Source organism: Microbacterium sp. SLBN-154 (assembly GCF_006715565.1).
Taxonomy (GTDB): domain Bacteria; phylum Actinomycetota; class Actinomycetes; order Actinomycetales; family Microbacteriaceae; genus Microbacterium.
Genome location: NZ_VFNL01000001.1, coordinates 928589 through 941572, shown reverse-complemented (window position 1 = coordinate 941572; position 12984 = coordinate 928589). Strand labels below are relative to the sequence as shown.

The window sequence follows — 12984 nt, the reverse complement described above, 5'->3', positions numbered from 1 at the left end:
CACGGTGGCGCTGACGCGCCGTGGCACTTTCGCACCGCTTGCGCAGTGCGTGCTGCACCGCTGTTCTTCTGTCAATCCGGGCACGCGCGGCACCCGGCATCCCTATCCCGTCGGCACGCGAACGCGCGGCTCTCGAGCCGGATGGGGAAGGATGTGTGCTGTTCTGCTGCCCGCGGCCTAGGCCTGTGGCGCTTGCGCGCCGCCTATGCACTGCCCTGGCAGTGATCCGTCGCACGCCGAAGCGCGCCGGAATGTGGAACTGGAACAGTCTACGTGTCGCCCGGGCGTGTCGCAAACTCGGGCGTGTCGCGCCCGCGGTCCCCCCACCCCGCGAGGGTGCACTCCCACCCCGCGAGGGTGCACTCCCAACCCGTCAGGGTGCACTCCCAACCCGTCAGGGTGCGCGTTTCACATGCGGGCGCGGGGCGACCATCCCTGGCCGAGCAGCGAGGCCCACAGCGTCGTCGCATCCGCTCTCTCCGGCCACCCCCAGTGCATGCCGGTCCATCCCGTCGCCGCCTCGATCGCGCCGAAACGTTCGCGCTGATCCGCCACGACCTCCGACCCTGACCGGCCACGGGTGAAGCGCGGGTCGCTCGTCTTGACCATGCCGTCGAACTCGCCGAATCGTCGCAGCGCCGGCCACGCGAAGTCCAACCAGAAGCGGCCGAGTGAGGTCTCGACCGGCATCTGAAGGGCGGGAGCGGGCATCCCGAGCTCCCACATCAGGTAGCGGCTCTCGCTCTCGCCCGGCAGCTGGGCGCGTCCGTCGGCGAGCTCGGTGATCGTGCGTGCCACACGAACCCCCCGGCCGCCCCGGGCCGCGGTGATCCGGTGTCGCACGAGCCGGCGGAAGCCGTCGGCCGCAGCCGGATCGAGCTCGCGCCGAGTGTCATCCCACGCCACCAGCCGCAACGCTCCGTCGAACACGGCGAGAGCAGCCTGCGCGGGCAGCATGCGGATCACGTCGGCGACCGTGCGATCCAGGCTCGTCGCCAGCATCCCGTCGATCTCGGCGATGTCCTCATCGGGCAAGGCCAGCTTGTGCCTGACGACGTCGCCGCGCGTTTTGGGCGGATTCTCCCCGCGGGGGATGACATGCACACGATCGTGCGGACGACTCAGCGGTAGGCCGTGCAGCGCCGCCGCCGTCACGTGCGAGAAGACAATGGCCGATCGCGCAGACCCCGCGACGGCCGTGGCTCGCAGCACCTGCCGTTCGTCAGCAAAGGCTCCGGCCCAGGCCTCGGTGCGCACCAGAGCGCCGGCGCGCAACCGGGAGAAGCCGTGTGGCGCCGAGCGGAACTGCCCGCTGCGAAGGATGTCGGGGGACGGTGTGGTCGTCACGCGTCGAGCGTGACTCACACAAACGACCGGCGGGCGGGTCCGGCGCCGATCGGTGGAGACGAACCGCAGACCCCGGTCTGTGCAGAAGCCGTAGGCCCTACTGATTGCCGATGTGCTTGTCGACGTTCGCGCGGACGTTGTCGACGTGCTGGTCCACGGAGTCGGGTGCGACCTTCTTGACGAACTCCGCCGCCGCGTCGAGCGCTTTGTCGCTGGCGTCCTCGGCCTGCTGGCTCTTGAGCGCGTCGTCGATCTTGTCCTTGTGCTGGTCGAGGAACTGCTTGCCCTGGTTGACGAGGTCGTCGATTCCCATGGAGGACTCCTTTGTGCCGTTGGACCCATCATGGCCGTATTCCGGTCGACGCGGGTAGTCCCTCCCACAGCAAGGGAGTGCACCCTCGCGGGGATCGAGTGCACCCTCGCGGGGAGGGAGTGCACCCTCGCGGGGATGGCGAAAGCCCCCCGGGGGACCCGGGGGGCTTTCGTGGGTGCGCCTAGGGCGCGGAGATCACTTGAGGATCTTGGTCACCGTGCCGGCGCCGACGGTGCGGCCACCCTCACGGATCGCGAAGCCGAGGCCCTCCTCCATGGCGATCGGCTGGATCAGCTCGACCGTCATGTCGGTGGTGTCGCCGGGCATGACCATCTCGGTGCCCTCGGGCAGCGAGATGACGCCGGTGACGTCGGTGGTGCGGAAGTAGAACTGCGGACGGTAGTTCGTGAAGAACGGGTTGTGACGGCCGCCCTCCTCCTTGGACAGGATGTACGCCGTGCCCTCGAAGTTGGTGTGCGGGGTGACCGAACCGGGCTTCACGACGACCTGGCCGCGCTCGACGTCGTCGCGCTTGAGACCACGAAGGAGCAGACCACAGTTCTCGCCGGCCCACGCCTCGTCGAGCTGCTTGTGGAACATCTCGATACCCGTGACCGTGGTCTTCTGCGTCGGGCGGATGCCGACGATCTCGACCTCGGAGTTGATGGCGAGGGTGCCACGCTCGGCGCGGCCCGTGACGACGGTGCCACGACCGGTGATGGTGAAGACGTCCTCGATGGGCATGAGGAACGGCTTGTCCTTGTCACGCACCGGGTCGGGGATGGACTCGTCGGCGGCGTCCATCAGCTCGACGATCGACTCGACCCACTTGTCGTCACCCTCGAGAGCCTTCAGGCCCGAGACGCGGACGACCGGAGCGTCGTCGCCGGGGAAGCCCTGGCTGGACAGCAGCTCGCGGACCTCGAGCTCGACGAGCTCCAGGATCTCCTCGTCGTCGACCATGTCGGCCTTGTTCAGCGCGACCATCAGGTAGGGCACGCCGACCTGCTTGGCGAGCAGAACGTGCTCACGGGTCTGAGCCATCGGGCCGTCGGTGGCGGCGACCACGAGGATCGCACCGTCCATCTGAGCGGCACCGGTGATCATGTTCTTGATGTAGTCGGCGTGACCCGGGGCGTCCACGTGAGCGTAGTGACGCTTGGGGGTCTCGTACTCGACGTGCGAGATGTTGATCGTGATGCCGCGCTGACGCTCCTCGGGAGCCGAGTCGATCGACGCGAAGTCGCGCTGCACGTTGGTGGCCGACGGGTACTTGTCGGCGAGCACCTTCGAGATCGCGGCGGTGAGCGTGGTCTTGCCGTGGTCGACGTGACCGATCGTTCCGATGTTCACGTGCGGCTTGGTCCGCTCGAACTTGGCCTTAGCCACTGGGTCCTCCTCAGGACGGTCGTGTAGAAGTTCCGGGCACTGGTTTGCGACCGGTCGTCTACGGGGATGGCTCTCAGTGTAGTAGAGAGGGTTTCTGGTGGTTGGTGTGCGCGTGGCCCCGGAGGGTCACTCGCCCTTGGTCTTCTGGACGATCTCGTCCATGACGTTGCGCGGAACCTCGGCGTAGCTGTCGAACTCCATGGAGTACACAGCACGGCCCGAGGTCTTCGAGCGCAGGTCGCCGATGTAGCCGAACATCTCCGACAGCGGCACGTTGGCACGCACCACCTTGACGCCGGCGGCATCCTCCATCGACTGGATCTGCCCGCGACGGGAGTTCAGGTCGCCGATGACGTCGCCCATGTACTCCTCGGGAGTACGCACCTCGACGGCCATGATCGGCTCGAGGATGACGGGGTTCGCCTTGCGGATGGCCTCCTTGAAGCCCATCGACCCGGCGATCTTGAACGCCATCTCCGACGAGTCGACGTCGTGCGCCGCACCGTCGAGAAGGATCGCCTTCACGCCGACCATCGGGTAGCCCGCCAGGACGCCGACGTTCATCGCGTCCTGGAAACCGGCGTCGACCGAAGGGATGTACTCGCGCGGGATGCGGCCACCGGTGACCTTGTTCTCGAACTCGTACGTCTTGTCGGCCGTGACCTCGAGCGGCTCAATCGCGAACTGGATCTTCGCGAACTGACCCGAACCACCGGTCTGCTTCTTGTGGGTGTAGTCGTGACGCTCGACGGTCTTGCGGATCGTCTCGCGGTACGCCACCTGGGGCTTTCCGACGTTCGCCTCGACCTTGAACTCGCGCTTCATGCGGTCCACGAGGATGTCGAGGTGCAGCTCGCCCATACCGCGGATGACGGTCTGGCCGGTCTCGGAGTTCTGCTCCACGCGGAACGTCGGGTCCTCTTCGGCGAGCTTCTGGATCGCAAGACCCAGCTTCTCCTGGTCGGCCTTGGTCTTGGGCTCGATGGCGACCTCGATGACCGGCTCGGGGAAGGTCATCGACTCCAGAACCACCTGGTTGCTGCTGTCGGACAGCGTGTCGCCCGTCGTGGTGTCCTTCAGACCGATGACGGCGTAGATGTGCCCCGCGGTGACCGAGTCGACCGGCATCTCCTTGTTGGCGTGCATCTGGAAGATCTTCCCGATGCGCTCCTTCTTGCCCTTGGTCGCGTTGACGACCTGGGCGCCGGAGTCGAGGTGACCCGAGTACACGCGGATGTAGGTGAGGCGACCGAAGAACGGGTGCGTGACGATCTTGAACGCCAGCGCCGTGAAGGGCTCATCGCGGTCGGGGTGACGCTCGATGATGATCTCTTCGTTCTTGGGGTCCTTCGCCTCGATGGCGGGGACGTCCAGCGGCGAGGGAAGGTAGTCCACGACCGCGTCGAGCATCGGCTGCACGCCGCGGTTCTTGAACGCCGAGCCGCACAGCACGGGGTAGACCTCGCTGGCGATCGTCATCTTGCGGATGGCGCCCTTGATCTCCTCGTGGGTGAGCTCCTCACCGCCGAAGTACTTCTCCAGGAGCACCTCGTCGCTTTCGGCGACCGTCTCCATGAGCTTCTCGCGGTACTCGTTGGCCTTGTCCACGAGGTCGGCCGGGATCTCCTGGATCTCGTACTTCGCACCCATGGTCACGTCACCCTTGGCGTCACCGGGCCACACCAGCGCACGCATGTAGACGAGGTCCACGACGCCGACGAAGTCGTTCTCGGCGCCGATCGGGATCTGCAGCACGAGGGGCTTCGCCTTCAGGCGGTTGACGATCGTGTCGACCGTGAAGTAGAAGTCGGCACCGAGCTTGTCCATCTTGTTGACGAAGCAGATGCGGGGGACGTCGTACTTGTCGGCCTGACGCCACACCGTCTCGGACTGGGGCTCGACGCCCTCCTTGCCGTCGAAGACGGCGACGGCACCGTCGAGCACGCGGAGCGAGCGCTCCACCTCGACGGTGAAGTCGACGTGCCCGGGGGTGTCGATGATGTTGATCTGGTTCTTCTCCCAGAAGCACGTCACCGCGGCAGAGGTGATCGTGATGCCACGCTCCTGCTCCTGCTCCATCCAGTCGGTGGTGGCAGCGCCGTCGTGGGTCTCGCCGATCTTGTGGTTGACGCCCGTGTAGAAGAGGATGCGCTCGGTCGTCGTCGTCTTGCCGGCATCGATGTGCGCCATGATGCCGATGTTGCGGACCTTCTTGAGGTCGGTGAGCACTTCTTGTGCCACGGGGTGTCTTCCTTACCTTGTGTCGGGCTGCACCGGCCGGAGGGGTGGCCTCCGGCCGGTGAGAGGATGCTGGTTACCAGCGGTAGTGCGCGAAGGCGCGGTTCGACTCGGCCATCTTGTGGGTGTCCTCGCGGCGCTTGACCGCGGCACCCAGGCCGTTCGAGGCATCCAGGATCTCGTTCTGGAGGCGCTCGGTCATGGTCTTCTCACGACGGCCCTTGGCGTAGCTGACGAGCCAGCGCAGCGCGAGCGTGTTCGCGCGGTGCGGCTTGACCTCGACCGGCACCTGGTAGGTCGAACCACCGACGCGGCGGCTCTTGACCTCGAGGGTGGGGCGGACGTTGTCGAGCGCCTTCTTGAGGGTCGCGACGGCGTCCTGGCCGTTCTTGGCCTCGACGCCGCGCAGGGCGTTGTAGACGATCGACTCGGCGATGGACTTCTTGCCGTCGACGAGGATCTTGTTGACGAGCTGGGTGACGATCGGCGCACCGTAAACCGGGTCGTTGACGACGACGCGGCGAGGAGCGGGTCCCTTACGAGGCATCTAACTCAACCCTTCTTCGCGCCGTAGCGGCTACGGGCCTGCTTGCGGTTCTTCACGGCCTGGGTGTCCAGGGCGCCGCGGACGATCTTGTAGCGGACACCGGGGAGGTCCTTCACACGGCCGCCGCGGACGAGCACCAGCGAGTGCTCCTGCAGGTTGTGGCCCTCACCGGGGATGTACGCGGTGACCTCGGTCCCGTTGCGCAGCTTCACACGGGCGACCTTGCGCATCGCCGAGTTCGGCTTCTTGGGGGTGGTGGTGTACACACGGGTGCACACGCCCGCCTGCTGCGGGTTCGCCTTCAGGGCGGGCGCCTTGGTCTTCGAGACCTTGGGCGAGCGACCCTTGCGAACCAACTGCTGAATGGTTGGCACGTTCTCTCCTTGTCAGTGCTGCACGGTGACAGCGTCGTGGTTTCACCACAGATCCACCGGCGCAGCAGAATGACCTGACGCGATTTCGAGGGTGGATATGCCGTGGGGGTGGCCTGTTCGCAGAACCAATCCCTGTGCGGCGCCGGGACGGCCGCTCGCCGGACTCGATTGTCGTGAGGCACAGCGGACGGCGCGCGTGAGCGCACACCCGCTCAATGATACGCCCCTTTCGGGGACCGGGCAATTCAGACCGGGAGGGCGAGGAGCGCGACGATCGCCACGACGGCCGCCACGAGCGCCACGACCGCGACGATCACCGCCACCGCGGCCCGCCACCGCGACCGCCGCCGCCGCTCGGCCGCCGCGCGGGCGGCATCCACGACGGGCTGCGCCGGTTGGGCGGCGGGGGCCGTGCGCGGCACGCGGGCCGCCGTGTCGACACGGCGGGCGTAGACGTCGGTCTCGGGACCCGGCCGTCGGGCCGTCCGCGCCGACCCCTCGCCATCCGTCGCGCCGCCGGCGGCGGGGGCAGGACGGATGACACCGGGCGACCGCGCATCGGCGGTGCGCACCGTCCATTCGTCCACACCGTCACCGCGGCTGCGCGCGCGCCCGGAGACCACCGTCTTCTCGGCGGGGCTCTGCCGGGTGGAGGGGGCGGTGGTCTCGACCGGGGCCTGACGCCGCGAGAGCATCGTCTGCTCGACGGGGGCCTGGGGGTCGTGCTCCGATGCGCCGGGCGCCTGACGCTTCGAGGGCGCCGTCCGTTCGTCGGGAAGATCGGCCATCGTCAGCTGTTGCTGCGCACCAGTCGGATCTCGGCGTCGCCGAGGAAGAAGCGGTCGCCCGCCTCGACCTCGACCCCCGAGGGCGCCTCGACCTCGGTCCCCATCAGGGTGGCGAACACCACGCCGTTGGTGGAGCCGAGATCGAGGATGTACCAGGTGTCCTTCCGCAGCTCCAGGCGCGCGTGCGTGCTCGAGACCGTGGAGTCGTCGATCCGGATCAGCTGAGCGCGCGGGTGATCGGGATCGGGCAGTGGCTTGCGGCCGAGGATCGCGATGTCGGAGGTGATCGCGATCGACTCCCCCGCGGGCGTGACGACCGCCCAGTTCGTCCGGCGACGGCGCGCGACGATCGTCTGGTCGAGACCGTCGTCGAGGTCGGGCACCCCGGGCCGGGCGTACTGCGCAGAGACCGCTCCACCCGCGGCCCGGGGGGTGCCGGCCACCGGTGCGCCGGCGATCGCGGACACCGGACCGGAGGTCTCGGGGAAGGGCTCGGATTCGGGCATCGGCGAGTGCGCGGGCCGCCACGGCTCGTCATCGTCGCGAACCGAGGCCGCCGGGGCGGTCTCGGGAGCCGGATCCGCGGACGGCACCCGGGCCAGGGGGGCTTGGAAGAGCGGGGCGGATGACGCGGGGTCGGCGTCTTCGCCGGCCGCTGCCCCGTCGGCGGTGCTGCGCCGACGGATGCCCGGGACATCCTCGCTGGCGTCGGAGGGCGTGGCGCGGTCGGAGGGGGCGACGACGGCGCCGGGGACCGCGGCGATCGGGGCGGGCGCCCCGGTGACGGCGCCGGTGACCTCGCCGGTGACGTCCTGGTCGAGGACGAAGCCGTTCCACACCGACGCGGAGCGACGGATCTCGGCGCGGGAAGCGGCAGCGCCGCCCGGTTCCGACCCTGCGTCGGGCTCGCGCTCGTCGGCGGAGGCGCCGGAGACCTCCGCGGCGACGGCCTCGGCCCCGGAGGCGCCCTCGACCCGCGGGGCGGCGGGCGCGGGCGCATCGTCGACATCCCCGCTCGCTGCGGGCTGCTCCGCCGGGTCGGGGTCCCACGACCGCACCGGGCGGAAGGGCTCGACCGACGGCCACACCGGCCCGGAACGCACCGGGGTGTCCGGCCGAGACGCGGCGGGCGCCGACGGCCACGAAGGGATCGAGAAGGGGTCGGATGCCGCCGGCGCTGCCTCCGCCACAGGTTCGGGCTCTGCCGCCGGCTCCGCTGCCGGCACGTCCTCCGCGTCGGGAGGAGTGAAGCGCGGCGGCTCGGGGGCAGCGAACAATCCACTCAGCACGTCGTCATCGTCGGCATCGCGACGACCTTCAGCCGACGCCCTCGCGATCGGCGCCGTGTCGCTGGGTTCGACCGCGGGGGTCGTGGCAGAAGGGGAAGACCGGCGCGCCTCGTCGGTCGAGGAGTCCTCGTCCAGTTCCGGATCGCCCAGATCGGCGTCAGCGGGCTCCCCCACCCCGGTACCGCGGACGGTGTCCTCCCACGAGGCCTCGCTCCGGGTCGTCTCTCGCGAGCCGGCGTAGTCGGGGGCCGGGAGGAGCGGGGTGTACACCGCGCCGCGCGCGGTCGGCACTCCGTAGACGCGGTCGTCGAACTCGTCGTCGTTCGAGCCGCCGACCTCGGAGACCGAGCCGCCGAGGTCGGGGTTGACGCTCCGGCGGGGGCCGGCGTCGTCGGTCCCCACCCACCGGGCCGATCCGAAGCCGAGCACCGAGGCCCACACCGGCAGCAGGAGCGCCGCGAGCACCGTCATCCCGGCGCCGTAGCCGAACTCCCGTCCGATGCGGTGGCAGGCGACGATCATCGCCACCCACACCAGCAGTGACCCGAGCACGGGCAGCAGCAGGAGGAGGACCAGCCACCCCGAGAAGCCGCCGAGCTGCAGCAGCACCGCGATGTTCAGGATCGGCACCCACGCCTTCCAGCTCTGCTCGCCGGACTTGCGGAAGACCGCACCCAGAGCCAGGGCGGTCCACACGTAGAGCACGACCGCGACGAGGGCGCTGGAGACCCCCAGTGTCACGACCAGCGATGCGTCGGTTGCGCTCATGTCGTTGCGCGCGCAGGGAGGAGTCCCCGGCGCTTCCCCCTCTCGACGGTGCGCGGGCTGTCGCCCCCAGGCGACAGATGTCGGATGAACGATCTCAACGATACGGTCGCGGCAAGTCCGCGCCAGAAGCCACGCTCACGGCGCAGCCGCCGCCGCTCGCCGTCGACGCCTCGCCAGAACGCGCGGGCTTCGGCCTCGGAGAGGTCGGAGCGCGAGAAGACCGCGCGATCGGCGGTGACCGCGAGCGCGCGTCCCGCCGGCGAATCGAGGGCGGCGGCGAACTCCGACCGGGTCAGTGACGCGGGGGCGTCCCGGCCGGCGTCGACCGCCGCGTCGACGTACTCGTCCCATCCGGAGGCCACGCGCGTGGGCGCGTCTCCGCGACGACGCCGGCCCCGCCGGCGCAGCGACTTGGCGAGGATGATCGCCAGGAACGGCCCGAAGACGAGCACCAGGATGAGGAGCACGAGTCCGGTGATCCGCAGGATCGGCCAGAGCCACGCGAGGTCCAGACCCGCCTGGTCCTCGTCGGTGTCGTCGCGCGCCGAGTCCTCCTGCGTCGGGTCGGGCGGCACGACCTCCTCGACCGGGTCGGGGAGCACTTCGGTGACGTTCTCGGGGTCACGCTGCTCGGTGACCTCGAGGCTCGGCGACTGCGCGTACTGCGGGGTGACGTCGATGGGCACCCAGCGTCCGTCGCTTCCCTGCACCTCGGTCCAGGCCGAGATGTCCTGCGCGCGGCACGCGCCCGCCTCGCACACCGACACACCCGTGTCGGCCGATGCCAGCCGCGCGCCGACGACGACCCGCGAGGGGAAGCCGACCTCTCGCGCGATCAGGGCGACGGCGACCGCGAACTGCTCGTCGTCGCCGATCGCGGCGACGTAGTTGCCCGTCTCGGCGGCCCGCGGGTCGCTCTCGCGCTCGAGGAGGGTGTCGAACATGTCGTCGATGCGGGCGAGCGAGTGGCCCGCGGCGCTCGGCTGGAACCGGTAGTCGGGCAGGTCGCTCATCCACAGCGGCGGCTGCTCGCCGATCTCGAGGGCGTGGCTGAGATAGCCGCGCTCACGCAGCAGCGACACGAGCCCCTCGAGGGCAGCGCCGCCTTCTCCGGCGGCGTGCCGCTCGACCCACCGCGAGAGGTTCTCGGGTGCGGCCGGGGCGCCGTCACTCGGAGCGCCCGGCGCGGTGAGGCTCGACAGGGCGGGGAGCGCGGGCTCGACGCCCTCGACCGTGTACCGGTCACCCGGTGCGAGCCCGCCGTCGGCGGTCTGCACGGCCGCGGCGAGATCGGCGTTGTAGTAGAACCGGTCGGTGAGGGCGTCAGCCCGATCGCCGCCGAAGCGCACCGCAGCGACCCGGCCGAGCGTCGGCATCCAGATCCCCTCCCACTCACCGATCTCGATCCCTGCCGTCGCCGGAGTGCCGGCTCCGGGATCGAGCGCGGAGGGGAGCCGCACGAACCGGGATGCCGCGTCGGCACCGCTGCGGAAGACCTCGCCGTCGTAGGTGTCGAGGGTCGCCAACCGCACGCGATCGGGCGCGCGCTCCCCGTCGGCGGTGACGGTGAAGAGCACGTCGCCTGCCCGATCGTCGGCGAACAGGGCACGGTATTCGGCGAGGGGGCTGACCTCGCGCGAGAGGTCGAGGTCGGGTCCGGTGGTCGAGCGCAGCACGTCGCGCGACCCGCCCTGAACGAGGAGCGGCACGACCCCGGCGCCGACCACGAGGGCGATGACGACCATGCCCGCGCCGAGCAGGGTGCGGCGCCGCTCGCTCCGCGAGGGGCGGCGGGTGATGCGGACTCCGCTGGAGAGCGCCGCGCGCTGCAGGGCGCGGGTGCGTTCGTCATGGCTCCGCCACGCCATCCACAGGATGCCGGTGAGCACCGCCAGGGCCCCGATTGCCGTCTCGACGGGCGCGGTCAGGGTGAGCGGCCCGATGGCGAGCGGAGGACTCACGACCGCCTGCCCGAAGAGCAGGCCGAAGCCGGTCATCGCCAGACCCACGGGCACCGCGGCGTAGGCGAGGCGGTCTTCGCGCCACGACAGTCGGAGCGCGGCCGCCGTGCCGACGAGGAAGACCACGAGGGCGGGGACGAGGAGGTTGCGGTACGACCCGACCGGCAGCTCGACGGTGACGAGGTCCTTCCAGCCGACGACGGCCCCCGCACCGAGCTCGGCGAGGCCCCTCAGGAACTCCCCCGGACCGGTCAGGCGGGTGGGGACGGCGAAGGGGACGCCCACGACGACGAAGACGCCCGCCAGGAGGGCGGCCACGAGCCATCCGCTCCATCGCCGCAGGTGCGCGAGAACGACGATCGCGGCGGCGAGCGAGGCGGCGACCGCCACGAGGAGGGTGAACGAGGTCGACCGGTAGACCGGCCATGCCGCCACGGCGGCGATGAGCACCATGAGGAGGGTGAACACACCCCCGGCGATCAGGCGCGGGAGATCGCTCCGCCGATCCGCGCGGGGATCCGCGGCGCGCTCGGGCGCCTCGACGACCCGGCTCACGAGGCCGCTCCCCGCACCAGGAGGCCCGAGAGATCGTCGAGCGTGCCGACGGTGAGGACGCTGAGTCCCGTAAGCACCCGCATGCGCGGGTGGGCCCGCTCGTCGCAGATGACCGCGGCCACGGCGGTGTCGGCGGGGAAGGTCAGGGCCGCCTGCTGCAGGCGTGACAGGGTCACGGTCGACCCGACGACGAGGAAGGCCACCGACAGCCGCTCATTGGCCTCGGCCGTCAGCCGGCAGACATCGACGATCGGCATGGTGCTCTCGAGCCGTTCGACCCCGCTGAAGCCGTCGAGCATCGCGCGCGGCGAGATGGTCGGCAGGTGACGGATGGCGCGGAGCCGCCCCCGCACGACGCGGGGGATCTCCGACCCCACCGCGATGTCGAGGTCGCGGGCGTCGCGGACGGCACGGAGGCCGAGAGAGGCGGCGGTGCTGACGGCGAGCTCGAACTCGTCGTCGTCGAGGTACTCGTTCTCGGCGACGCCGAGCACGACCGCCATGCGCGAGCGCCGCGTCTCTTCGTACTGGCGCACCATGAGCCGGCCGGTCTTGGCGGTGGACTTCCAGTGGATGTGGCGGCGCGAATCGCCCGCGGCGTACTCGCGGATGGCGTGGAACGACATGTCCGCGTCGACGAGCCGTCGGGTGGGGCTCCCCTCGAGGTCGCGGACGAGACCGGCGCTCGTGGAGGGCAGGGCGACGGTGCGCGGGTGGACGTACACCTCGTGCACGTCGTCGAAGCTGTGCTCGCGACGGAGGAGCCCGAGCGGGTCGGACCGCACCGTCGTCGCGGGCCCGACCGGTACGATGCCGCGCCGGAGCGAGGGGATGTCCAGCGGCTGGGCCACGGTGTGGCCGGGACGCAGGAGCGGCACGCCGAACTCGATCAGCCCTCGGCCGACGGGGATGTCGAGACGCCCGGGGAGGGCGATCCGCCGGCTGTCGTTGCGGACGGTGATCTCACCGGAGATCCCCTGCCCCGCGACGACCCGCTCGTGAGTGAGGGCGAGGTCGACGTCGTAGGCGCGGGCGCCGAAGAGGAACGGGATGCTGAGGAGGAGGAGCACCAGCGAGATGCCGCCGGCGACCACCCATTCCGTCCAGCCGAACGCGATCCCGATCACGAGGCCCACCGTGGCGGCCAGTGCGACGAGCGCACCCGCGGGACGGATCGTGCGCGCAGCCCACGAGGCGGCGACCCGCGAGGTGTCGCCCACGGCTCGCCCGGCCGCGGTGACGGCGACCGCAGCGCGGACGAGCCGACCGGAGCGCCCTCCCGGCGCCAGCTGCGTGGTGCTCTGCAGCCCCGTCCCCTGCACGGTGCTGTGCAGGGTGTGCCCGCCCGCGCCGGTCCGCCCCCCGGTGCGGGAGGTGCGGGTCACGCGGGACTCGGTGGCGCTCATGGATCGGGT

General features: G+C 70.4%; 10 protein-coding genes. All 10 read right to left on the bottom strand.

Annotated features, from left to right (window positions below):
- Window positions 1–408: 408 nt before the first annotated feature.
- The 10 genes from FBY40_RS04665 to FBY40_RS04620 all read right to left on the bottom strand — a co-directional run bounded on the left by FBY40_RS04665 (window position 409) and on the right by FBY40_RS04620 (window position 12975).
- Window positions 409–1347 (bottom strand): hypothetical protein, encoded by a 939-nt coding sequence (locus tag FBY40_RS04665; RefSeq protein WP_141936800.1) that lies wholly within the window; start codon window positions 1345–1347, stop codon window positions 409–411.
- A 97-nt stretch (window positions 1348–1444) separates the two neighbouring features.
- Window positions 1445–1660, bottom strand: a complete 216-nt coding sequence (locus FBY40_RS04660; RefSeq protein ID WP_141936798.1) for an Rv0909 family putative TA system antitoxin — start codon at window positions 1658–1660, stop codon at window positions 1445–1447.
- A gap of 195 nt (window positions 1661–1855) precedes the next feature.
- Window positions 1856–3049 (bottom strand): elongation factor Tu, encoded by a 1194-nt coding sequence (gene tuf / locus FBY40_RS04655; protein WP_124291715.1) that lies wholly within the window; start codon window positions 3047–3049, stop codon window positions 1856–1858.
- Between the two features lie 126 nt (window positions 3050–3175).
- Entirely contained in the window at window positions 3176–5290 is a 2115-nt protein-coding gene (gene fusA, locus FBY40_RS04650) for an elongation factor G (protein WP_141936796.1), read from the bottom strand.
- Between the two features lie 73 nt (window positions 5291–5363).
- Window positions 5364–5834 (bottom strand): 30S ribosomal protein S7, encoded by a 471-nt coding sequence (gene rpsG, locus FBY40_RS04645; RefSeq protein WP_124291717.1) that lies wholly within the window; start codon window positions 5832–5834, stop codon window positions 5364–5366.
- Window positions 5835–5839: 5 nt separating this feature from the next.
- Window positions 5840–6208, bottom strand: a complete 369-nt coding sequence (rpsL, locus tag FBY40_RS04640) for a 30S ribosomal protein S12 (protein WP_018171438.1) — start codon at window positions 6206–6208, stop codon at window positions 5840–5842.
- Between the two features lie 245 nt (window positions 6209–6453).
- Window positions 6454–6996: a hypothetical protein gene (locus FBY40_RS04635; protein WP_141936794.1), complete on the bottom strand. Its 543-nt coding sequence runs from the start codon at window positions 6994–6996 to the stop codon at window positions 6454–6456.
- 2 nt (window positions 6997–6998) lie between these two features.
- Window positions 6999–9053 carry a DUF5684 domain-containing protein gene (locus FBY40_RS04630; RefSeq protein ID WP_141936793.1) on the bottom strand — a complete coding sequence of 685 codons (2055 nt, stop codon included), beginning with the start codon at window positions 9051–9053 and terminating at the stop codon, window positions 6999–7001.
- Window positions 9050–11569, bottom strand: a complete 2520-nt coding sequence (locus FBY40_RS04625; protein ID WP_235014572.1) for a DUF3488 and transglutaminase-like domain-containing protein — start codon at window positions 11567–11569, stop codon at window positions 9050–9052. The genes FBY40_RS04630 and FBY40_RS04625 overlap by 4 nt, the downstream gene beginning before the upstream one ends.
- On the bottom strand, window positions 11566–12975 hold the full coding sequence (locus FBY40_RS04620; RefSeq protein WP_141936789.1) for a DUF58 domain-containing protein: 1410 nt from the start codon (window positions 12973–12975) through the stop codon (window positions 11566–11568). Before FBY40_RS04620 ends, FBY40_RS04625 begins: the two co-directional genes overlap by 4 nt.
- Between the last annotated feature and the right edge of the window lie 9 nt (window positions 12976–12984).